The organism is Nonomuraea sp. B19D2, assembly GCF_040137845.1.
GTDB lineage: Bacteria > Actinomycetota > Actinomycetes > Streptosporangiales > Streptosporangiaceae > Nonomuraea.
This window is the reverse complement of record NZ_JBEFAK010000005.1, coordinates 148,048-169,998: the sequence shown is the minus strand read 5'-3', so window position 1 is coordinate 169,998 and position 21,951 is coordinate 148,048. Positions and strand designations below refer to the sequence as shown.

The window sequence follows — 21,951 nt, the reverse complement described above, 5'->3', positions numbered from 1 at the left end:
CGTTCTCCGCGGACGCCACGCGGTCTCTGAGTGCGCATCACCGCGGATGCGCACTGTGGCAGACGCAACGGCTCATCGGGCGCGACCGGCGGCCACAGCCGATTCCAGGGCCACACCCCGCGAGCCCGCCTGCGTGATCGTGCAGGCGGGCATGTCACTGGTGGGAACAGAGAGACTTATGGAACCAAAGCGATGGATGTGACGTCAAAAGGGCGTGCACGCACCCAACCGGCCCAAGCATGCTCGGGGGGACGGCCGGTTGGCCGAGCTCGACCTCCTGCGCTTCCTCGCCGCCCTGGCCGTCGTCGCCTTCCACTACCTGGTTGCGTACGCATCCGTCTGGGGAGACCGGCCCGCCGAGTTGTTCCCGGCGCTGGCGCCCATCGCGGGGCTGGGCATCCTCGGCGTCGAGTTGTTCTTCATCATCAGCGGATTCGTCATCCTCATGACCGTCTGGGGGCGCGGGCTCGGCGGGTTCGCCCGGTCCCGGCTCGTCCGCCTCTACCCCGCGTACTGGCTCAGCCTCGGCGCCGTCGCGGCCCTGTACGGGCTCACCGGCGCCAAGGCGCTCGACCCAAAACTTTCACCAGGCGAATACCTGCTGAACGCCACCATGTTCCAGCGGTTGTTCAAGGTCACCGACGCCAGCGGTGTCTACTGGTCGCTCTGGGCAGAGCTCCGGTTCTACCTGCTGATGGCCATCCTCGTGATCGTCGGGGTCACGTACGGGCGCGTGCTCGCGTTCACGGGCATCTGGCTGGCCGCCGCGCTCGCCGTCAAGCTGCTGGCGCAGGCCCAGCTCTTCGACAACGAGGTCGTCCGCGAGATCGTCATGCCGGACTACGCGCCCTACTTCGCCGCCGGCATGGCCCTGTATCTCATACACAAGCACGGCAGCGCCGTGCTTCCCTGGATCTACGTCGCCGCCGGGTACGCCCTGTCGATCGACTCCGCGCTCGGCCGCGTCCACCGGCGCATCGACGGCGCCGGGTTCAAGAACATGCCCGTCACCGACGTCAGCGTCGTCATCACCATCACGTTGATCTTCATCCTGATGTCGCTCGTCGCGCTCGGACTGCTCAGGCTCAAACCATCCAGAACGCTCACCGCGCTCGGCGGCACCACATACCCGCTTTACCTCCTCCATAGCGTGCTCGCGGTGGCCCTCATCCCCCTGCTCACCGGCCACCTGCCCCCCTGGGCCACCGCCACCGTGACCGTGCTGGCGGCCGTGCTGGTGTCGTATCTCGTGTACTCCTTTGCCGAACGGCCCATCCAGCGGCTACTCAAGCCCCGCAGACGCCCACAAACCCCATCAGCTCCCGCCGTACAGGTGGAAAAGGCGTCGGTGCCATAACTCTGTGACCCTGGGGCACTGTGAAGGGCATAGGCTCGGGCATATAAACGGCGGATAGGCAGATCCGGACGAACAGAGGGTGTTGCATGACGGTGCGTCGGGTGATGGGCATCGAGACCGAGTACGGCATCTCCGTACCCGGCCAGCCAGGCGCCAACGCGATGGTGACCTCCTCCCAGGTAGTGAACGCCTACCTGGCCGCCTCAGCAGCTCGCGCGCGCAGGGCACGGTGGGACTTCGAAGAGGAGAACCCACTGCGCGACGCGCGCGGCTTCGACCTGGCCAGAGAGGTCGCCGACCCCAGCCAGCTCACCGACGAGGACCTCGGCCTCGCCAACGTCATCCTCACCAACGGCGCCAGGCTCTACGTCGACCACGCCCACCCCGAGTACAGCTCGCCCGAGTGCACCAACCCCCGGGCAGCCGTCATCTGGGACAAGGCGGGCGAACGAGTCATGTACGACGCCGCCACGCGCGCCTCCGCCATCCCCTCCAACGCGCCCATCCAGCTCTACAAGAACAACACCGACGCCAAGGGCGCCTCCTACGGCTGCCACGAGAACTACCTCATGCGGCGCGCCACCCCGTTCGCCGACATCGTCAGGCACCTCACCCCCTTCTTCGTCTCCCGGCAGGTCGTCGTCGGCGCCGGCAAGGTCGGCATCGGTCAGGACTCGCGCGGCGAGGGCTTCCAGATCAGCCAGCGCGCCGACTTCTTCGAGGTCGAAGTCGGTCTCGAGACCACGCTGAAGCGGCCCATCATCAACACCCGCGACGAGCCGCACGCCGACCCCGAGAAGTACCGGCGACTCCACGTGATCATCGGCGACGCCAACATGTCGGAAATATCGACATACCTGAAACTGGGCTCCACCGCCCTCGTCCTCGCCATGATCGAAGAGGGCTTCCTCACCCGCGACCTCGCCGTCGACAACCCCGTACAAGCCCTCAGGGCCGTCTCACACGACCCCACCTGCCGCTACGAGATCTCCATGCGCGACGGCCGCAAGCTCACCGCCGTCCAGCTCCAGATGGAATACCTCGAGCAAGCCCGCAAATACGTCGAAGAGCGTGGCACCGCCCAAGAGGAGATGAACAAGGACATCCTCGACCGCTGGGAGTCCGTGCTCACCCGCCTCGCCGAAGACCCCATGCAGCTCTCCCGCGAACTCGACTGGGTCGCCAAACTCGAACTCCTCGAGGGCTACCGCTCCCGCGACGGCCTCAACTGGTCCCACCCCCGCCTCCAGCTCGTCGACCTGCAATACTCCGACATCCGGCCCGACCGCGGCCTCTACAACCGCCTCGTCGCCCGCGGACGCATGCAACGCCTCGTCACCGAGGAAGAAGTCCAGCGCGCCGTCGAAAGCCCGCCCACCGACACCCGCGCCTACTTCCGCGGCCGCTGCCTGAGCCAATACAGCGAATCCGTCGCCGCCGCATCCTGGGACTCCGTCATCTTCGACATCCCCGGCCGGGAATCCCTGCAACGAGTGCCGACACTCGAACCCCTGCGCGGCACCAAGGCCCATGTCGGCGAACTCTTCGACCGCTGCCGCACCGCCGCCGACCTCGTCGCCGCCCTCACCGGCGGCGACTGACCGCCGTCCCGGGGCGGGCCGTCACAACAGGCCCACACCCAGCGTCAGCGTGCCCACCGCCAGGCACACCCCACCCGCCACCGTCAACCAGATCAGCCTGCTCGGCTTCGTGTCACTCGGCCGCACCACCGACAGGAAGAAACCCAGCGGCATGAGAATCGGCGCGGCCACGATCAACGCCCGCGTCAGAGCCTTCACGCCCTCCGGCAGGCTCGCCTGGTCCACGTAGAGCATCGCCACCAGCGAGAACAGCACCAGCACGCCCGCATGGGCGTGCCCGGCGCGCCACAGGCCCCGCCGGACGGGGTTGTCCAGGTAGCCCGGGACGTTCCGCATCAGGAACTTCAGCAGCGTGACGCCGCCGAAGGCCACACCCGGGACTGTGATGAGGAGCACACCTGCCGTGCTCAGAGACTGGGGGGACATTCCGAACCTCCTTGTGCGTACGGCATCCAGTATTGGATAGTTTGACTATCTAGTCAAGACGTCAAGATCGCTGGGCGATCGGCGCGAAATGTCGCCCGGTTCGGGGAAGATATGCCTAGAGGCACGTCCCCCAAGTGGAGGTAGGACATGGCAACCAAGGACACCGGCGGCCAGAAGCAGACCGGGCGGCGCGAGAGCGAAGTCGAGGAGACCGAGGCCTCGGCGGCGCCGGACGTTCAGGAGCGGCAGGAGAAGCTCACGGACGATGTCGACGCAATTCTGGACGAAATAGACGAAGTTCTCGAAGAGAACGCAGAGGAATTCGTGCGCAGTTATGTGCAAAAGGGCGGAGAGTAGGGCAAAACGGACATCCAAAAGGAGTAAATCGGGTGGAAACGCCGGACGAAATGAAGCAGTGCCCGGACTGTGGTGAGACCAAGCCGGTCTCCGAGTTCGGGCTCAATAAGCGCATGGCCGATGGGCGGGCGCGATATTGCAAAGTCTGCTTCCGTGGGCGGTCCACTCAGAGCTATCGCAAGCGCATGGCCGAACAAGGGAAAACTGTGCGTGAACGGGTTGAGGTTCCTGAGGGGCACAAATACTGCCCTCGGTGTTCCGAGATCAAGTCGAGGCACGACTTCGGTAGTAATCGGTCTGCCAAAGATGGCCTGACCAATTACTGCAAGCCGTGTCACGCGCGTGTGACGCTCGACAACAGAATCAAGAATCATGGGAGCGATCGCAACTACAAGCTGAAGCTCCGCTACGGCATCACCGAGGACGACTTTGAGCGCATGCTCGCCCGTCAGGGCGGGCTCTGCGCCATCTGCCAGGTCGTGCCGGGCACGTTCGTCGACCACAGCCACGAGACCGGCCAGGTCCGGGGCGTTCTCTGTTTCAACTGCAACAACGGGCTGGGCCACTTCGGCGACAACCTCGTGTTGCTGGAGTTGGCGGCCCTCTATCTGGACGGGGAGATTCTCTGGCCGGAGTTCGTGATCCTCCCGGAGCAGCGCGCCGTTGGTGAAGTTGCGCGCACGAGGACTTATCACCTCACGCAGCGCTATCAGGTGCGGCATGAGGATGTCGAGCGGATGATTTCGGCCCAGCACAGTTTGTGTGTGGTGTGCTGGGGTCGGCCGCCCGAGCATGTGGATCATTGTCATCGCACGGGTGATGTGCGATATGCGCTGTGTTTGCCGTGCAATACCGGGATCGGGCAGTTCAGGGATGATCCGGGTGTGGTGTGGCGGGCGCTTTCGTATGTGGAGGCGTCTCTCGGGGGATTCGACGAGGTCGAGGTTTCTGAGGAGGAGTTGCGGGAGTTGATCCGGGCCGAGGAGGAGCTTCGGGCGGATTTCTATTCCAGGGCCTCGAGGGTGGGCTGATCATCTCTCGGCGGGAGGGTGTAGTCGACGGCGACGCCGAGGAGGCGGACGGGGCGGGTGAGGTCGTAGCGGTCGAGGATGGTGAGGGCCGCTTGTTCGATGGTGGCCGGGTCCGTGGTGGGTGTGGCGAGTTTCGACTGGCGGGTGCGGGTCAGGAACGGGGTGAAGCGGACCTTGACCGATACCCGGGCGACTTGGCGGCCTGCTTTGTCGGCGTCGTGGGCGACCTGGGTGGCGAGGGCGGCCACGTGGTGGGCGATGTCGGCCTTGTCGGTGAGGTCGTGCCGGAAGGTGGTTTCGCGGCTGTGGCCGCGGGCGATCCAGGGGGTGGTGACGACTTCGGCTTCGCCTTTGCCGAGGGCGAGGTAGCGGTACCAGGGGCCGTTGGTGGGGCCGAAGTGGCGGGCCAGGTGGGCGGGGTCGGCGGCGGCGAGCTGGGCGACGGTGTGGAGACCGAGGCCGGCGAGTTTTTTGGCGGTTTTGGCGCCGATGCCCCAGAGGGCGTGGGTGGGCCGGTCGTTCATGGTCTCGGCCCAGTTGTCGCTGGTGAGGCGGTGGATTCCGGCGGGTTTGGCGAGGCCTGAGGCGAGTTTGGCCTGGTGTTTGTTGTCGCCGATGCCGACGGAGCAGGTCAGCTGGGTGCGGGCGTGTACGGCGTGCTGGATGGCGGCGGCGAGGGTTTCCGGGTCGTCGGTGGTGGCGCCGAGGAAGGCTTCGTCCCAGCCCCAGATTTCGACGAGGACGGGGAATTCGCGCAGGACGGCCATGACGCGTGCGGAGGCGGCTTCGTAGGCGGGTGGGTCGCTGGGCAGGAAGATCGCGTCGGGGCAGCGTTTGAGTGCGGTGCGGAGCGGCATGCCGGAGTGGATGCCGTATTCGCGGGCTTCGTAGGTGGCGGTGGCGGCGACGGTGCGGGGCTGGGTGGGGTCTCCTGACCCGCCGACGACGACGGGTTTGCCGCGGAGCTCGGGGTGGCGGAGGAGCTCGACGGCGGCGATGAACTGGTCGAGGTCGACGTGGAGGATCCAGTCCCTCATGCTCCCAAGTATGTCGTGATGTGGTGAGCGGCTCGTCGTCGCGGTGGATGAGGGCGCGGAGCGGTACGGCGCAGGCGGGGCCGCCGAGGCCGTTGCCGCCGTAGAGCTGCCGGTAGAAGCCCAGCACGTCGCGCCGGTTCACTTGCCGCCGATGATGGAGCTGGCCGCGATCGTCAGGGTGATGCCGCCCCCGCTGGTCTCCGTGCCGGTGCCGCAGGACGTGAGCGCCGGGAGGATGGTGGCCCCGATCACCGCACGTCGGCCGGGTGATCTCATGTCGGCCTCCCGTTCGGGACGTGCAGACATGCGACGGTCGCATGGCGGGTGGCGCCCGTAAGGAAACGATCTGGGCACGGAACGCGGCGGCGCGTGATCAGGTGGGTTCGCCGTGAGCTGATCGTGGGAAGTGCAGACAGCAACGCAACATGAGTAGGGTCGCCCTAGGAACATTGACGTTTGGAGGGAGTCGCGTGGCATCGCACAGGGATCTGCCCGTCGGCTTGGTCAACCAGCTTTTCCAGAACACCGGAAGTTCCTCGTTCACGGAGTTTGTCAGCTCGTATGCGCCTGACTTGTTGCCGCAGCGGGATGAGGTGCTGGCCACCCCGATCGGCGACCAGGTTCCGCACGCGACCACGATCGTGGCCGCCACCTTCTCCGGTGGCGTGGTCATGGCGGGTGACCGGCGGGCCACGTCGGGCAACATCATCTCGCAGCGCGACGTGGAGAAGGTGTTCCGCACCGACGACTACTCGTGCATGGGCATCGCGGGCACGGCCAGCACCGGCATCGAGTTCGCCCGGCTGTTCCGCGTGGAGCTGGAGCACTACGAGAAGCTCGAGGGCCGCACGATGTCGGTGGCGGGCAAGGCCAACCGCCTGGCCACCATGATCAGGGGCAACCTCGCCATGGCGATGCAGGGGCTGGTGGTGGTGCCGCTGTTCTCCGCGTACGACCCTGACAAGGATGAAGGGCGCATCTTCAGCTACGACGTGGCGGGCGGACCTTACGAGCGCGAGAGATTCGACGCCATCGGCTCCGGCTCGATCTTCGCGCGCGGGTCGCTGAAGAAGCTCTACCGCGACGGCGCCTCGGCCGACGACATGGTGATGACCCTCATCCAGGCCCTCTACGACGCGGCCGACGACGACTCGGCGACCGGCGGGCCCGACGTCACGAGGAAGATCTGGCCGATCGTGTCGGTGATCGACGCCGATGGTTTCCGCAGGTTGACCGAGGAGCAGGTCTCCGCCTACGTCGAGCAGATGCTTGAGGCGCGGCTGATCTCGCCCGACGGCCCCATCGCCCCGCTGCGCTAGAAAGGGATCACCACCGTGTCCATGCCTTTCGGATATGCGTCCCCTGAGCAGATCATGCGGGACAAGGCCGACTACGCGCGCAAGGGCATCGCGCGGGGCCGCTCCGTCGTCGTGCTCCAGTACGTCGATGGCATCCTGTTCGTCGCGCCCAACCCGTCGCGGGCGCTGCACAAGATCAGCGAGATCTACGACCGCATCGGGTTCGCGGCCGTGGGCCGCTACAACGAGTTCGAGGAGCTGCGGCTCGGCGGCATCCGCTACGCCGACATCAACGGCTACACCTACGACCGCTCCGACGTGACCGGCCGCGGCCTGGCCAACCTGTACGCGTCCAACCTGGGCCGCATCTTCACCGAGTCGATCAAGTCGCTGGAGGTGGAGGTCGTCGTCGCCGAGGTGGGCGAGACCAAGGACGGCGACGCGATCTACCGGCTCACCTTCGACGGGTCGGTCTTCGACGAGCACGGCTTCGCCGCCATGGGCGGCCAGGCCGAGGCGGTGGCCACGCGGCTCAAGGAGCGCTACCGCGAGTCGATGTCGCTGGCCGACGCGCTGGAGGTGGCGCTGACGGCGCTCACCGAGCCCGGCGGCGAGCGGCCGCCGGTGGCGCAGCTGGAGGTCGCGGTGCTCGACCGCAACCGTGAGCACCGCAAGTTCCTCCGTCTCACGGGCGCCCGCCTGGAGCGTCTCCTGGCCCAGACCTCCACCCCGGCCGCCGCGCCCCCGGCCGCCCCCTCTCCCTCGGGGGACACGCCGCCCCCGACGGGACCTGAGGGTGACGTGGACGACGGGTCCTCGCCGCTGTAGGGCCGCGCGCTGCACACCCGTCAGGGGCCGCCACGGCGGCCCCTGACGGGGTTTCCGGAGACCCGCCATGCATTGGCATGTGGCGGGTCTTCTGCGTCTCCGCGGCCCGCTGCCACAAGGCTCTCCCGCGATGTCATGTGCGGCGCGACGCGTGCGATGTGACCTGTTTCACTATGGTTCGGGCGAACTTCACAGGTTGATCGAGAATCTCAGAATCCGTGAACATTCCCAAGCGTGGCCTCCTGGCGGCCGGTGCCGCCGTGGCCGTGGTGCTGAGCTCAGGTGTGGCGGCCCAGGCAGCGACGGTTGCCGCCGCGGTCCCCGACTACAAGGCGCCCAAGATCTTCGGCACGACCTTCCAGAAGGACCCGAAGCACGACTTCACCAAGGGCATCCACTCCCGCCACAACGGCATCCTGCGCGGCTGGATCACCCACATCCGGGGTGGTGTGGCCGAGTACGAGCCGATCAGGTGGAAGAAGGGCACCGAGACCGAGGGCCTCTTCGTGGGCCCGCCCAAGGGCGACGTCACGGCGTACGCCTCGCCCATCGCCAAGGACGTGGTCTTCCTGTCCGCCTACGGCTGCAAGGCGTCGATGAGCGACATGACGGTCAACAGGAACACGGGCCTCGGCGCCAAGCGGTGCTCCAGGAGCGTGCTGATCAAGCGCCACGGTGACCAGGGCCATCCCTCGCTCATCACCGTCTACAAGGGAAAAATCGTCAAAGTTCAGGAGATCTATACCCCCTGATCGCGAGCGCCAGCGCCCCGCGCCCCGTGGGGGCGGGCGCGGGCACGGCGCGCCGAGTGAAAACACCTGGGAGGATCTCTCCCGCTCGCCGATCCATGGGCATAGTGTGAGGTGATGGATCGTCGCATCTTCGGGCTGGAGAACGAGTACGGCGTGACCTGCACGTTCAGGGGGCAGCGCAGGCTGTCGCCCGACGAGGTCGCGCGCTACTTGTTCCGGCGGGTCGTGTCCTGGGGCCGATCGAGCAACGTCTTCCTCCGCAACGGCGCACGTCTCTACCTCGACGTGGGCAGCCATCCTGAGTACGCAACACCCGAGTGTGACAACGTCATCGAGCTCGTCACCCACGACAAGGCGGGTGAGCGCATTCTCGAGGGCCTCCTGGTCGACGCCGAGAAACGGCTTCGCGAGGAGGGCATCGCCGGTGACATCTATCTGTTCAAGAACAACACGGACTCAGCCGGAAACTCCTACGGCTGCCACGAGAACTACCTGGTCGGCAGGCACGGGGAGTTCGGGCGGCTGGCGGACGTGCTGATCCCGTTCCTGGTGACGCGCCAGATCGTGTGCGGGGCCGGCAAGGTCCTGCAGACGCCGCGCGGCGCCGTCTATTGCGTCTCACAGCGGGCCGAGCACATCTGGGAGGGCGTCTCCAGCGCCACCACCCGCTCCAGGCCCATCATCAACACGCGGGACGAGCCGCACGCCGACGCCGAGCGGTTCCGCCGCCTGCACGTCATCGTGGGCGACTCCAACATGAGCGAGACCACCATGCTGCTCAAGGTCGGCGCCACCGACCTGGTGCTGCGCATGATCGAGTCGGGCACCGTGATGCGCGACCTGTCGCTGGAGAACCCGATCAGGGCCATCCGCGAGGTCTCCCACGACATGACGGGCCGGCGCAGGGTGCGCCTGGCCAACGGGCGCGAGGCGTCCAGCCTGGAGATCCAGCAGGAATACCTGTCCAAGGCGAAGGACTTCGTCGACCGCCGCGGCGGCGACGCCATCGCCCACCGGGTGCTGGAGCTGTGGGAGCGCACGCTGAACGCCGTCGACACCGGCAACCTCGACCTGGTCTCCCGTGAGATCGACTGGGTGACGAAATACCAGCTCATCGAGCGCTACCGGAAGAAGTACGACCTGCCGCTGTCCTCGCCGCGGGTGGCCCAGCTGGACCTGGCCTACCACGACGTGCACCGCAAGCGGGGCCTGTACTACCTGCTGCAGAAGCGCGGCTCGGTGGAGCGGGTGGCGTCCGACCTGAAGATCTTCGAGGCCAAGTCGGTGCCGCCGCAGACCACGAGGGCGCGGCTGCGCGGCGAGTTCATCCGCAAGGCGCAGGAGAAGCGGCGCGACTTCACCGTCGACTGGGTGCATCTCAAGCTGAACGACCAGGCGCAGCGCACGGTGCTGTGCAAGGACCCGTTCCGGAGCGTGGACGAGCGGGTGGACAAGCTCATAGCCGGGATGTAGCGCGGGGTTTACCTCGGGCCTACCTTCAAGTCGGGTATGGTGACGCGAATCTGCCGTCTTTCCGAGGGAAACCCATGCGCCGCGCTCTGGCCGTAGTGGCCGCCGTGCCTTTGATCTTGTTCGCCGCAGCCTGCGGCTCCGACAACAGCGCGAGCACCGGCGCGTCCAGCGCGCCGGGAGCGGGAGCGTCGGGGTTCAAGGTCACCGGGAACGTGGGCGCCAAGCCCACGGTGGCCTTCCCGTCCGGCTCACCCGCCACCACGTCCTCGTACTCGGTGGTCCAGCCGGGCACCGGAGGCGGGGTCAAGGCGGGCGACCGGGTGATCGTCAACCTGACCGTCTACAACTGGGACGGCAAGGGCAACGCCGTCCAGGGCTCCTCCTACGACACCAAGCAGCCCGAGACGATCGCGGTCAACGAGCAGATCCCGCAGGTGCTGCAGGAGGGCTTCACCAAGGTCAAGCACGGCGGCCGGCTGCTGGCCGTGCTGGCCAACGACTCTGCCGCCCAGCAGCAGGCGACCGCGCCGGCCGAGCCGACCAAGGTGTTCGTGTTCGACGTCGTCGCCACCGCGCCGACGCCGCTGAAGGCCGCCGCCGGCAAGGAGACCGGCCAGAGCATCAAGGGCGTCAAGGTCGAGAGCCCTGGCGGCGAGAAGGCGCCCACGCTGTCCACGAAGACGAAGGACAAGCCGTCGGACAAGCTGGTCGTCAAGACCCTGATCGAGGGCACCGGCGCGAAGGTGCAGCCCGGCCAGACGCTCACCGTGAACTACACGGGCAAGATCTGGGGCACTGACAAGCAGTTCGACTCCAGCTGGGAGCGGGGCCAGCCGGCCGAGTTCCCGCTCGGGAACGTCATCAAGGGCTGGCAGCAGGGCCTGGCCGGGGTGCCGGTCGGCAGCCGGGTCGTGATGAGCATCCCGCCGGACCTGGGCTACGGCGACCAGGAGCAGCAGGGCATTCCCGCCAAGAGCACCCTGGTGTTCGTGGTGGACGTCCTGGCGGCCTACTGACGCGGGTCTGGGCGAGGCGGTAGCATCGCCAGCCCCAGCCCCGGCCGCCTGGAAGGACCGATGCGCCGCCACCGCACCGCCGCGTTGTTGCCGGCACTCGTGCTGCTTGCCGGCTGCGCGGGCGGCCCGGACATGGCAGCGGGCGGCGCTGGCCTGACAGCGGGCGGCTCAGGCATGGCGGCAGGCCTCGATGTGACGGTGGGCGGCCGCGACATGAGGGTGGCCGGCCCGTTCGGCGCCAGGCCGACGATCACCTTCCCCGGCGGCAAGCCCGCCGCCGGGCTCCAGGTGGACGAGCCGGCCACCGGCGCCGGCCCGCCCCTGGCGGCGGACGATGTGGCGATCGTCCAGTACACCGCGCACGTCTGGGACGGCAAGGACAATCGCCTGGTCGACTCCACCTTCGACCGCGGCGTCCCCGCCGCCTTCCCGGTGAGTGAGGGGCTGGCCGGGGCGCTGCGGGGCCACCGGGTGGGCAGCAGGGTCGTCGCCGCCGTTCCCGCCGAGCCGCGCGGCCCGGGGGAGGAGCTCCTCTACGTCGTCGACATCCTCGGCGCCCACTCCAGGGGCGCCTCGGCGGGGGCGGGCGGCGGCACGCTGGCGGGCGTGCGCGTCACCGGCGGCAGCCGGCCCGCCTTGGCGGTGCCCGCGACCGCGCCGCCGGCCGCCTTCGCGGTCAAGGTGCTGGCCAGGGGCGACGGGCGCGCGACGCAGGCGGGGCAGCTCGTGGTCGCCCAGTACGAGGGCGCGAGCTGGAGCCGCCGCCGCGTCTTCGACACCACCTGGACGACCGGCCGGCCGAAGGCGTTCAGGATCGGCGACGGCAGCGTCATCAAGGGCTGGGAGCGCGCCCTGGTGGGCGTGCCCGCCGGCAGCCGCGTCCTGATGATCGTGCCGCCCTCCTACGGGTACGGAGCCGCCGGCGATCCCGCCCACGGCGTCATGGGCTCCGACACGCTGGTGTTCGTCGTGGACGTGCTGGCCGCGTACTGAGCACCATGGACTGCGTCTTCGGCGGGGACGCCGGCCAGACGTGGGTGCACGTCTCCGCCTCGAAGGCCGACGCGGGCCGCGTGGCCGCCCGGCTGCTGCGCAACGCCAGGGACGTGCACCGGCGCTACCACGCCCCCGAGTGGATCGACATCTGGGTGATCAAGAAGGGCGCGTGCTGGCGGAAGTACGGCGGCGCCGAGATCAAGCCCAGCCGCGGGTGCACCCACAAGCACGTCGAGCGGAAGCTTTCATAGACTCCCGCTGTGAGTAGCGATGACCTGGACGCGCTGGCGCTCCTGCACGACCCCGTCCGCCGCAGCCTGTACGCGGTCGTCGCGGCCCGCGGCGGCGACGTGGGCAGGGGAGAGGCGGCCGAGGCCGCTGGCGTGTCCAGAACCCTCGCGGGCCACCACCTCGACAAGCTCGTCGAGGCCGGGCTTCTGGAGAGCGGTTTCCGCCCGCAGGACAAGAAGGGGCCGGGCAGTGGCCGGCCCGCCAAGGTCTACCGCCGGGCCAGGGGCGAGCGGTCGGTGAGCCTGCCGCCGCGCGACTACGCCACCCTCGCCTCCGTCCTGGCCGGCGTCGTGGACGCGCTGGGGGCCGAGGAGCAGGCCGAGCGGTCCGCGCGCGAGGCCGGCGCGAAGATGGCCGGCAAGCACGCGGGGGAGCCGGTCGAGCAGGTGCTCGAGGCGCGTGGCTACGAGCCGTACGAGGAGGGGGGCGCGCTGCGGCTGCGCAACTGCCCGTTCCACGTGCTCGCCCAGGAGCAGCCGCTGCTGGTGTGCTCCATGAACCTGGCCCTGTGCCAGGGCCTGCTCGAAGGGCTCGGCGACGATCCGGCCAGGGCCGCGCTCGACCCGAGGCCGGGGGAGTGCTGCGTCACTCTAAAACAAACGAATATTGATATAGAAGGCGGGTGATGGTGTGCTGAGCGGCATGCATCTCGCCGAGCTGAACGTCGCCCACCTGCGCGCGCCCATCGACAGCCCCGAACTCGCCGAGTTCGTCGCACTCCTGGAGCCCATCAACGACCTCGCCGACGAAGCGCCCGGGTTCGTGTGGCGGCTGAAGGAGAGCGAGGACGACCCCACCGCCACCGTCATCCACGGGTACGGCGACCACCTGCTGATCAACTTCTCGGTGTGGGAGTCGCTGGACACCCTGTGGAACTACGTCTACCGCAGCGCCCACCTGGGCGTGCTGCGCCGGCGCAGGGAGTGGTTCCTGCGCATGGCCGAGCCGTACATGGTGATGTGGTGGATCCCCGAGGGCCACATCCCGTCGCTGGCGGAAGGCATACGGCGGCTGGAACGCCTCAAGGCCGAGGGCCCGAGCCCCGAGGCGTTCACGTTCAAGGACTCCTACGACAGCAGCGAGGCCGTCAGCCTGCCCGCCGCCGCCGAGGCCAGGAAGTAGGCCAGGTCCTCCTCCAGCCCCCTGCCCATCGTCGAGAGCCGCACCGGGGACTCGCGCAGCGCCTCGTGCAGGCCGTCCACCGGCACCGGCACCAGGCGGTGCCGTACGGCCAGCAGCTCGGCCTGGTCCCTGACCCGCTCGCCGAACTCCCCGGGCAGCACGGGCACCGGCACGTCGGCGGGGGAGAGGGCGACCCGGCCGTAGGCGGTCAGCGAGTGGTGCGAGACCCCGTAGTGGCGCTCGCGCTTGTCGCCCTCGCTGACCCGCAGCGCCGCCACCGGCCGGCCGAGCAGCACGCCCGCCGCGTTCACCGCCTCGCCCGCCGACACCCCCGAGAAGCCCCACCTGGTGCCCGTGCCCAGGTTGCCGGGGCCCTGGGCGACGACCGCCACGTCGGCCTCCAGCACGTGCCTGGCCGCCAGCAGGCCGGTGTGGACAGTGACCGCCTCCACATCGCCGCCGAACGACTGCCCGACCGTCACCACGCCCGCCAGCCAGCCGATCTCCCGCAGCCGGGCCGCCGCCATCGAGAACCACGCCGGCAGCGCCCCGCCGTCCTGCATCACGTACGCCACCCGCGTGCCGGGCCGGTCCGCGTACAGGCCGCACAGGATGGGCGGCAGCGCCGAGTGCAGGTCGGCCACGACCACGGGCATGCCGTCGACCGAGTCGGCCTCGCGCAACCGCTCGTGATGCGGCGAGTCCTGCTCGTCCGCGCCCAGCACGGTGGCCTGCAGCGGCGTGTACCGCGCCTTCACCAGGTGCCCAGGACCCTCAGGATCTTGCGGCAAACGGTTAGGGACGGCCACCACCATGGCGTAACCTCCCGTACCGAGACCCATCGCGAGCGCGGTCGTGTTGAGCAGCACCTCGTCGCCGGGTTCCGGGCGGCCCACCAACGGCGGATACGCCAGCGCCCGGCACTCCCCCTCGGGGACGGCGACGTCCAGCTCCACCGCTCCCGGCCACTCGCGTCGGATCCGTACAACCTCGCCCTTGCGCCATCTGATCACGGGGGCAGGGTAGCGTCGATGGAAGAGGAGTGAGGCAGATGTCGCGCCGGAAGACAGAACGGTTGCTCAATCTGGTGATCTGCCTGCTCGCCACCCGCAGGCCGCTGTCGGCCGAGCAGATCCGCCAGGCCGTCCCCGGCTACGACCGCGACGGCGACGAGGCGTTCCAGCGCATGTTCGAGCGCGACAAGAACGAGCTGCGCGAGATCGGCATCCCCATCGACGTCGTGCGCGACCCCTGGGAGGACGAGCCGGGCTACCGGATCGAGCGCCAGTCCTACGAGCTGCCCGAGATCACCCTGGAGCCCGACGAGGCCGCCGTGCTGGGCCTGGCCGCGCAGGTCTGGCAGCGGGCCAGCCTCGCCGAGGCCGCCTCGGGGGCGCTGCTGAAGCTGCGTGCCGGCGGCGTGGCCACCGACCAGCCCGTGGGCGGGTCCATCGGCGGGTCCATCGGCGGGGGCGCGCTGGAGCTGCGGGTCGACACCCGCGATCCGGCCTTCCCCGCGCTGTGGGAGGCCGTGCGCGACCGGCGCGTGGTGCGCTTCGACTACCGCAGCGCCGGCAGCGAGAACGTGCGCTCCCGCACCGTGGAGCCCTGGGGCGTGGTCAGCAGGAACGGCCGCTGGTATCTCGCGGGGTTCGACCGTGACAGGGGCGCGCCGCGCGTCTTCCGGCTCAGCCGGATCACCGGGCAGGTCACCGTCGTCGGCAAGGCGGGGGCGTTCGAGGTGCCCGAAGGAGTCGATCTACGGGGTATGGTCGGCTTTCCCGACGACTCGACGGATGAGCGCGTGGCCGTCGTCCGCGTACGCCGGGGGACGTGCGAAGGGCTGCGCCGGCTGGCCACGGCCGTACGCGAGGGCGACGGCGAGTGGGACGAGGCCGAGCTGCCCTTCTCCGACCCCGAACGCCTGGCCGGCTGGATGGCCAGCCTCGGCGCCGACGTGCAGGTCGCCGAGCCGCCGGACGCCCGCGAGGCCGTCATTCGCCGACTGAAAGGGGCAATCACGTCATGAGTGGCTCCGCCGACAGGCTGCCTAGGTTGCTGGCGCTGGTGCCGTACCTGATGTCCCACCCGGGGGCGCAGGTCGGCGAGGTGGCCGGCGTGTTCGGGCTGAGCGAGAAGCAGCTCATCGACGACCTGCAGCTCGTGTGGATGTGCGGCCTGCCCGGGCACACTCCGGGCGACCTCATCGACGTGTCCTGGGACGGCGGCGAGATCATCATCGACAACGCCGACACCATCGCCAGGCCGCTGCGGCTCGGCATCGACGAGGCCAGCGCGCTGCTGGTGGCCCTGCGCATGCTGGCCGCCACCCCCGAGCTCGCCGAGGTGCCGGGCGACGCGCTGCCCCGCGTGGTGGCCAAGCTGGAGCGGGCCGCAGGGGAGGGCGCCGCCACCGTCAGCAGCCAGCTCGCGGTCGACGTGGACGCCGCCCCCGACGCCCTGCCGCGCGTGCGCGAGGGCCTCACCAGGGGCCGGCGGCTGTCGCTGCGTTACTACGTGCCAGGGCGCGACGAGGTGACGCCGCGCGAGGTCGATCCCACGCGGATCGTGGTCGTGGACGGCCGCACCTACCTCGAGGGGTGGTGCTACCGGGCCGAGGCGATGCGGCTGTTCAGGCTCGACCGGATGCTCGGCGTGGACGTTCTCGACGTGCCCGCCGACCCGCCGGAGGAGGCCGAGCCCATCGACGTCACCCAGGGCGTCTTCCGGCCCTCGCCGACCGACGAGCTGGTCGAGCTGGAGCTCAGCGCCGCCGGGCGGTGGGTGGCCGAGTACTACCCGTGCGAGCAGGTCACCGAGCTGGGCGAGGGGCGGCTGCGGGTGGCGCTGCGGGCCCGCGACGAGGACTGGATTCTCAAGCTGGCGCTGCGCCTGGGCGACACCGGCCGGGTCGTGTCGCCGCCCGAGATGGCCGAGACCGTACGGCAGGAGGCCGAGCGTGCCCTCGCGCTGTACGCTCACCAGTCATGACGTGGATCTACGTGGCGATCGGGCTGTGCGCGGGCGGGCTGGCGGTGCTCGGGTTCGCGGGTGCCCGTGTCGTTGTGGCGGCACGTACTCTGAAGAGGGAAATCGCCGAGGCGACGGCGCAGCTGGAGCCGAGGCTGGCCAGATTGACGCACCAGGGGGATGAGACCACGGCCCTGGCAGCGTACGATCGGGGCTGAAAAAAGGAACTCGCTAGAAAAGGGCGTTTCATGTCGCAACTCGGAGTCCCCGAACTTCTGATCATCGCACTGGTGCTCGTCCTGCTGTTCGGCGCGAAGAAGCTGCCCGAGATGGCCCGTGGCGTCGGCAGGTCGCTGCGCATCTTCAAGTCCGAGACGGCCAAGCTCCGCGAGGACGACGACGACACCCACACCGTCCAGGCCCAGGCGCAGCCCGCCCCCGCCGCCCAGCCGCAGCCTCAGCCCGCGCCTGCGCCGCAGCTCCAGGCCGCGCCCGCGCTTTCCGCCGAGGAGCAGGCCAGGCAGCTGGAGGAGCAGGCCGCCAAGCTGCGCGCCGGCGCCGCCTCCCAGGCCGACAAGCGCGCCTGACCCCCATCCCTCCTCGTCACCTGGACTGTTAGATGGCGCTGCTCAAACGGTCGAGTCAGCCCGCGCCTGACCCTGAGGGCCGCATGCCCCTCATGGAGCACCTGCGCGAGCTGCGCAACCGGCTGCTCATCGCGACGATCGCCGTCGTCGTGGGCATCATCATCGGGTGGATCGTCTTCGATCCGGTCTGGGCGTTCATCAAGGAGCCGTTCTGCGAGACGCCGCAGGCCCAGCAGCTGCGTGTCGGCGAGTGCACGCTGACCTACGGCGGCATCTTCCAGTCCTTCTTCCTGACGCTGAAGGTCTCGGCGATGGTCGGCGTCGTCGTGTCCTCACCCGTCTGGCTCTACCAGATCTGGGCCTTCGTCACTCCGGCCCTCTACCGCAACGAGAAGCGCTACTCGATCGCCTTCCTCGGGCTGGCGATCCCGCTGTTCATGGTCGGCGCCCTCCTGGCGTACGTGATCATGGACACCAGCCTGGCCATCCTGCTCGGGTTCGCGCCGAGCGACGCCGTGGCCATCATCCAGATCGATGAGTACGTCAACTACGTGCTGATCATGATCGTGATCTTCGGCGTCTCGTTCGAGCTGCCGCTGCTGCTGGTGTTCCTCAACATCATCGGCGTGCTCTCCCACGCCACGGTCAAGAAGAACCGCCGCTGGGTGGTCTTCGCCATGTTCGTCTTCGGCGCGGTCATCACGCCCGGCGGCGATCCGCTGACGATGATGGCGCTGGCCGCGCCCATGGTCGTGCTGTACTTCCTGGCCGAGTTCTTCATGTTCATGCGCGAGAAGCGCATGCCCGCCACCGAGGACTTCTCCCATCTGTCCGACGACGAGGCCTCCCCGCTGGTGGAGGACTCCGCCCCGCTCGAGGACGAGCGACCCGGGGAGGATTCCGGTTCCACGCGATAGGCGATAAGTTCCGGGCGTGGCCCCTCAACTCGCCCTGCTCGTCAACCCCAGCGCCCGCGGCGGCCGTACGCTGCGCATGCTCGAGCCCGTGGCGCGCCGGCTGCGCGCCGGAGGGGCCGAGCTGTCGGTGATCGTCGGTGACGACGCCGTCGACGCGCTGGAACGCGCCTGCACCGCAGTGGCCGAACGCCCCGACGCGCTCGTGGCCTTCGGCGGCGACGGGCTGGTCCACCTGGCCGTGCAGGCCGTGGCCGGCACCGGCGTGCCGCTCGGCATCATCCCGGCCGGCACCGGCAACGACATCGCGGCCGCGCTCGGGCTGCCCTGCAAGGACCCCGTCGCCGCGGCCCGCACGGTGCTGCGCATGAAGTCGCGCGCCGTCGACGCCGCCCGGATCGTGGCGGGGTCCTCCGATGAGCTCTTCGCCGGGGTGGTGTGCTGCGGGTTCGACTCCCGGGTGAACGAGCGGGCCAACCAGCGGACCTGGCCGCCCGGGATGGGGCGGTACGTGGTGGCGATGGTGGAGGAGCTGCGCTCCTTCCGGCCCATCCCGTTCCGGGTGACCCTGGACGAGGAGGAGGTCGTCGAGCGGGACGTCATGCTGGTCGCCGTGGGCAACACGCGCTCCTACGGGGCCGGGATGCGGGTGTGCCCGGACGCCCGGCCCGACGACGGGCTGCTGGACGTGATGATGCTGGACGCCGTGTCCAAGGCCGAGTTCCTGCGGGTCTTCCCGAGCGTGTACCGGGGGACGCACGTGGGGCACCCGGCGGTGTCGGTGCGGCGGGTGCGCAGCGTGCGGCTGGAGGCTTCCGACGTGATCGCCTACGCCGACGGTGAACGCGTGGGGCCGGCGCCGGTGCACTGCGCGGTCCGACCTGGGGCGCTGCGGGTCATCGTTTGAGATCTACATCGTAAAGGCGCCCGGTTGGCGCGGCTGGAAGGGCCTTGGCGGGCTCCGGTGGGACGGACCGGAATGGCGATTTCGGTAGGCTGGCGGGTATGACAACGCCAGCGGAACGCTATGCGGCCTTCCGTCAGAGACACGGGGACGACGAGGCCGCGCTGAGATCGTTCCGAGGTCTCTACGACTTCGAGCTGGACGACTTCCAGCTGGACGCCTGCCGCGCCCTGGAGGCCGGCGACGGTGTGCTGGTTGCGGCGCCCACGGGGTCGGGCAAGACGGTCGTCGGCGAGTTCGCCGTACACCTGGCCTTGGAGCAGGGCCGCAAGTGCTTCTACACCACCCCCATCAAGGCGTTGTCCAACCAGAAGTACAACGACCTGGTCAAACGGTATGGCACCGCCAAGGTCGGCCTGCTGACCGGCGACAACAGCGTGAACGGCGACGCCCCCATCGTGGTCATGACCACCGAGGTGCTGCGCAACATGCTGTATGCCGGGTCCGCGACGCTGGGCGGTCTCGGGTTCGCGGTCATGGACGAGGTCCACTACCTGGCCGATCGGTTCCGCGGCGCGGTCTGGGAAGAGGTGATCATCCACCTGCCGGAGTCGGTGCGCCTGGTGGCGTTGTCGGCGACGGTGAGCAACGCCGAGGAGTTCGGCGAGTGGCTGGGCGAGGTGCGCGGCGACACCACGGTGATCGTCGACGAGCACCGGCCGGTGCCGCTGTGGCAGCACATGATGGTCGGCAACCGCCTCTACGACATGTTCATGAACGACGACCTGACGCTGCGCATCAACCCCACGCTGATGCGGGTTACGCGCGACGCCGAGCGGTTGATGGCAGGTCGCGGCAGGCGCGGCTACGGCAGGCCGCAGCGCTCGCGCCCGCCGGACCGGGTGCAGGTGATCGAGAAGCTCGACGCCGAGGGGCTGCTGCCGGCGATCACGTTCATCTTCTCCCGCGCCGGGTGCGGCGCCGCCGTCCAGCAGTGCCTGTACGCCGGGATCCGGCTCACCTCCGACCGTGAGCGGCACGAGATCCGGCAGCTCGTGGACGAGCGCACCGCGCATCTGCCCGATGAGGACCTGGCCGTCCTGGGCTACCTGGAGTGGCGTGACTGCCTGGAGCGCGGGCTGGCCGCGCATCACGCGGGGATGCTGCCGGCGTTCAAGGAGGTCGTGGAGGAGCTGTTCACGCGCGGCCTGGTCAAGGCCGTCTTCGCGACCGAGACGCTCGCCTTGGGCATCAACATGCCGGCCCGCAGCGTGGTGATCGAGAAGCTCGACAAGTGGAACGGCGAGACCCACGCCGACCTGACGCCCGGCGAATACACCCAGCTCACCGGGCGGGCCGGGCGGCGGGGGATCGACGTCGAGGGCCACGCGGTGGTGCTGTGGCAGCCGGGCATGGATCCGCTGTCGGTGGCGGGCCTGGCCGGGACGCGCACCTACCCGCTGCGCTCCAGCTTCCAGCCCTCCTACAACATGGCGGTCAACCTCGTCGGCCAGTTCGGCAGGGAGCGGGCCAGGACGCTGCTTGAGGAGTCGTTCGCGCAGTTCCAGGCGGACCGGGCGGTCGTGGGGCTGGCCAAGCAGCTGCGCAAGCACGAGGACGCCCTGGAGGGCTACCAGGAGGCGATGACGTGCCACCTGGGCGACTTCCCCGAGTACGCGGAGCTGCGCCGCCGGCTCTCCGACCGGGAGGCCGAGCTCGCCAGGCAGCGCGGCGCGGCCCGCCGGGCGGCCGCCGTGCGGTCGCTGGAGGCGCTGGAGCCGGGCGACGTCATCCGGGTGCCCGGCGGGCGCCGGGCGGGGCTGGCGATCGTGCTCGACCCCGGCCGCAACCCGCGCGGCCGGGCCGCCGGCACCGGGCCGAGCCCGCTCGTGCTGACCATCGGCAAGCAGGTGAAGAAGCTCGACGCGGCCGACTTCCCGGTCCCGGTCGAGCCCATCGAGAAGCTGCGCATCCCGAAGAACTTCAACGGCCGCTCGCCCAAGGAGCGTGCCAACCTCGTCTCCACGCTGCTCGCCAAGATCGGCGACCGCGACCTGGGCAAGCCGGTCAGGGCGCGCGACCACACGGTGGAGGACGAGGAGGTCAACGAGCTGCGCCGGCGCATACGCCAGCACGCGTGCCACGGCTGCGACGAGCGCGAGGACCACGCCCGCTGGGCCGAGCGCTACTACAAGCTGCTGCGTGACACCGAAGGGCTGCGCCGCCGCGTCGAGGGCCGCTCGCACGTCATCTCGCGTACGTTCGACCGCATCTGCTCGGTGCTGGAGCAGCTGGGTTACCTGGAGGGCGAGACCGTCACCGACGAGGGCCGCCGCCTGGGCCGCATCTACACCGAGCTCGACCTGCTGACCGCCGAGTGCCTGCGCAAGGGCCTGTGGGAGGAGCTCGACCCGGCCGAGCTGGCGGCGTGCGTGTCGGCGCTGGTGTTCGAGTCGCGCGCGTCCGACGACGCGCGCCGTCCGAAGGTCCCCGCCGGGAGCACGAAGGACGCGCTGACGGCGATGATCCGGCTGTGGGGCGAGCTGGAGGGCATCGAGTCCGACCACGGGCTGTCCACGATCAGGGAGCCCGATCTGGGGTTCGCCTGGGCGGCGTTCCGCTGGACGAAGGGGCACAGCCTCGACGCCGTGCTCATGGACGGCATCAACGGCAACGAGCTGGCGGCCGGCGACTTCGTGCGGTGGATCAAGCAGCTCATGGACCTGCTCAGCCAGCTCGGCAACGCGGCTCCGGACGGCAGCAAGATCAGGCAGACGGCGGGCAAGGCGATCGACGCGATGCGTCGCGGCGTGGTGGCCTACTCTTCGCTCACCTGAGTAGACATTGCCCAGACCCGGGCACAAGCACTATAAGCAGCCGAAGCGCGGTCTGGACGGTCCTGGCCGCGCTGGCCGCCCGGCGCCGGCATCGCCACAGCGCCGGGGCGGGCGCCGAGGGTCCGGCATCCTGCGCTGGTCGGACCGGCGCCGG

Annotated in this window: 24 protein-coding genes; 20 read left to right on the top strand and 4 right to left on the bottom strand. The window is 69.4% G+C overall.

Annotated elements, in window-relative coordinates:
* Positions 1 to 259: 259 nt before the first annotated feature.
* Positions 260 to 1,357 (top strand): acyltransferase family protein, encoded by a 1,098-nt coding sequence (locus tag ABN273_RS12055; protein ID WP_349448798.1) that lies wholly within the window; start codon positions 260 to 262, stop codon positions 1,355 to 1,357.
* Positions 1,358 to 1,443: 86 nt separating this feature from the next.
* On the top strand, positions 1,444 to 2,958 hold the full coding sequence (dop, locus tag ABN273_RS12050) for a depupylase/deamidase Dop (protein ID WP_349448797.1): 1,515 nt from the start codon (positions 1,444 to 1,446) through the stop codon (positions 2,956 to 2,958).
* 21 nt (positions 2,959 to 2,979) lie between these two features.
* On the opposite strand, the gene ABN273_RS12045 is transcribed toward dop, so the two are convergent.
* The gene (locus ABN273_RS12045) at positions 2,980 to 3,384 is read right to left on the bottom strand and encodes a hypothetical protein (RefSeq protein WP_349448796.1); all 405 of its coding nucleotides are present in this window, start codon (positions 3,382 to 3,384) and stop codon (positions 2,980 to 2,982) included.
* Between the two features lie 147 nt (positions 3,385 to 3,531).
* Here ABN273_RS12045 and ABN273_RS12040 point away from each other — a divergent pair, with 147 nt between their 5' ends.
* Together ABN273_RS12040 and ABN273_RS12035 are read left to right on the top strand one after the other, a co-directional pair.
* Positions 3,532 to 3,741, top strand: coding sequence for a ubiquitin-like protein Pup (locus tag ABN273_RS12040; protein WP_148031422.1), 210 nt, complete (start codon positions 3,532 to 3,534; stop codon positions 3,739 to 3,741).
* A 32-nt stretch (positions 3,742 to 3,773) separates the two neighbouring features.
* Positions 3,774 to 4,772: an endonuclease domain-containing protein gene (locus ABN273_RS12035; RefSeq protein WP_349448795.1), complete on the top strand. Its 999-nt coding sequence runs from the start codon at positions 3,774 to 3,776 to the stop codon at positions 4,770 to 4,772.
* Here the strand turns inward: ABN273_RS12035 and ABN273_RS12030 are convergent.
* Positions 4,745 to 5,809 (bottom strand): DNA polymerase IV, encoded by a 1,065-nt coding sequence (locus ABN273_RS12030; RefSeq protein ID WP_349448794.1) that lies wholly within the window; start codon positions 5,807 to 5,809, stop codon positions 4,745 to 4,747. The genes ABN273_RS12035 and ABN273_RS12030 overlap by 28 nt on opposite strands.
* Before the next feature lie 138 nt (positions 5,810 to 5,947).
* Positions 5,948 to 6,085 carry a hypothetical protein gene (locus tag ABN273_RS12025; RefSeq protein ID WP_349448793.1) on the bottom strand — a complete coding sequence of 46 codons (138 nt, stop codon included), beginning with the start codon at positions 6,083 to 6,085 and terminating at the stop codon, positions 5,948 to 5,950.
* Between the two features lie 194 nt (positions 6,086 to 6,279).
* Here ABN273_RS12025 and prcB point away from each other — a divergent pair, with 194 nt between their 5' ends.
* From prcB to ABN273_RS11980, 9 genes are all read left to right on the top strand, one after another.
* Complete coding sequence (gene prcB, locus ABN273_RS12020) at positions 6,280 to 7,128, top strand: proteasome subunit beta (protein ID WP_502911004.1); 849 nt, start codon at positions 6,280 to 6,282, stop codon at positions 7,126 to 7,128.
* Between the two features lie 21 nt (positions 7,129 to 7,149).
* Positions 7,150 to 7,935: a proteasome subunit alpha gene (gene prcA, locus ABN273_RS12015; protein WP_349449006.1), complete on the top strand. Its 786-nt coding sequence runs from the start codon at positions 7,150 to 7,152 to the stop codon at positions 7,933 to 7,935.
* 218 nt (positions 7,936 to 8,153) lie between these two features.
* On the top strand, positions 8,154 to 8,687 hold the full coding sequence (locus ABN273_RS12010) for a hypothetical protein (protein ID WP_349448791.1): 534 nt from the start codon (positions 8,154 to 8,156) through the stop codon (positions 8,685 to 8,687).
* A 114-nt stretch (positions 8,688 to 8,801) separates the two neighbouring features.
* Positions 8,802 to 10,160, top strand: coding sequence for a Pup--protein ligase (pafA, locus tag ABN273_RS12005; RefSeq protein WP_344995632.1), 1,359 nt, complete (start codon positions 8,802 to 8,804; stop codon positions 10,158 to 10,160).
* Positions 10,161 to 10,234: 74 nt separating this feature from the next.
* Positions 10,235 to 11,176: an FKBP-type peptidyl-prolyl cis-trans isomerase gene (locus tag ABN273_RS12000; RefSeq protein WP_349448790.1), complete on the top strand. Its 942-nt coding sequence runs from the start codon at positions 10,235 to 10,237 to the stop codon at positions 11,174 to 11,176.
* Between the two features lie 60 nt (positions 11,177 to 11,236).
* Positions 11,237 to 12,169, top strand: coding sequence for an FKBP-type peptidyl-prolyl cis-trans isomerase (locus tag ABN273_RS11995; protein WP_349448789.1), 933 nt, complete (start codon positions 11,237 to 11,239; stop codon positions 12,167 to 12,169).
* Between the two features lie 5 nt (positions 12,170 to 12,174).
* Positions 12,175 to 12,423, top strand: a complete 249-nt coding sequence (locus tag ABN273_RS11990) for a hypothetical protein (protein ID WP_349448788.1) — start codon at positions 12,175 to 12,177, stop codon at positions 12,421 to 12,423.
* Between the two features lie 9 nt (positions 12,424 to 12,432).
* On the top strand, positions 12,433 to 13,089 hold the full coding sequence (locus tag ABN273_RS11985; RefSeq protein WP_349448787.1) for a helix-turn-helix transcriptional regulator: 657 nt from the start codon (positions 12,433 to 12,435) through the stop codon (positions 13,087 to 13,089).
* A gap of 16 nt (positions 13,090 to 13,105) precedes the next feature.
* The gene (locus tag ABN273_RS11980) at positions 13,106 to 13,585 is read left to right on the top strand and encodes a DUF3291 domain-containing protein (protein WP_349448786.1); all 480 of its coding nucleotides are present in this window, start codon (positions 13,106 to 13,108) and stop codon (positions 13,583 to 13,585) included.
* On the opposite strand, the gene ABN273_RS11975 is transcribed toward ABN273_RS11980, so the two are convergent.
* Entirely contained in the window at positions 13,531 to 14,598 is a 1,068-nt protein-coding gene (locus ABN273_RS11975; protein ID WP_349448785.1) for a DUF3866 family protein, read from the bottom strand. The genes ABN273_RS11980 and ABN273_RS11975 overlap by 55 nt on opposite strands.
* Before the next feature lie 38 nt (positions 14,599 to 14,636).
* Between ABN273_RS11975 and ABN273_RS11970 the strand changes: the two genes are divergently transcribed.
* The 7 genes from ABN273_RS11970 (at position 14,637) to ABN273_RS11940 (ending at position 21,797) form a co-directional block, all read left to right on the top strand.
* A complete protein-coding gene (locus tag ABN273_RS11970; RefSeq protein ID WP_349448784.1) occupies positions 14,637 to 15,614 on the top strand; it encodes a helix-turn-helix transcriptional regulator in 978 nt (325 codons plus the stop codon).
* Positions 15,611 to 16,576, top strand: coding sequence for a helix-turn-helix transcriptional regulator (locus ABN273_RS11965; protein WP_349448783.1), 966 nt, complete (start codon positions 15,611 to 15,613; stop codon positions 16,574 to 16,576). Before ABN273_RS11970 ends, ABN273_RS11965 begins: the two co-directional genes overlap by 4 nt.
* Entirely contained in the window at positions 16,573 to 16,773 is a 201-nt protein-coding gene (locus tag ABN273_RS11960) for a hypothetical protein (protein ID WP_349448782.1), read from the top strand. The genes ABN273_RS11965 and ABN273_RS11960 overlap by 4 nt, the downstream gene beginning before the upstream one ends.
* Before the next feature lie 30 nt (positions 16,774 to 16,803).
* Entirely contained in the window at positions 16,804 to 17,142 is a 339-nt protein-coding gene (gene tatA, locus ABN273_RS11955; RefSeq protein WP_349448781.1) for a Sec-independent protein translocase subunit TatA, read from the top strand.
* A 32-nt stretch (positions 17,143 to 17,174) separates the two neighbouring features.
* On the top strand, positions 17,175 to 18,059 hold the full coding sequence (gene tatC, locus ABN273_RS11950) for a twin-arginine translocase subunit TatC (RefSeq protein ID WP_349448780.1): 885 nt from the start codon (positions 17,175 to 17,177) through the stop codon (positions 18,057 to 18,059).
* Positions 18,060 to 18,075: 16 nt separating this feature from the next.
* On the top strand, positions 18,076 to 18,963 hold the full coding sequence (locus tag ABN273_RS11945) for a diacylglycerol/lipid kinase family protein (protein WP_349448779.1): 888 nt from the start codon (positions 18,076 to 18,078) through the stop codon (positions 18,961 to 18,963).
* 98 nt (positions 18,964 to 19,061) lie between these two features.
* Positions 19,062 to 21,797, top strand: coding sequence for a DEAD/DEAH box helicase (locus ABN273_RS11940; protein ID WP_349448778.1), 2,736 nt, complete (start codon positions 19,062 to 19,064; stop codon positions 21,795 to 21,797).
* Positions 21,798 to 21,951: the final 154 nt, after the last annotated feature.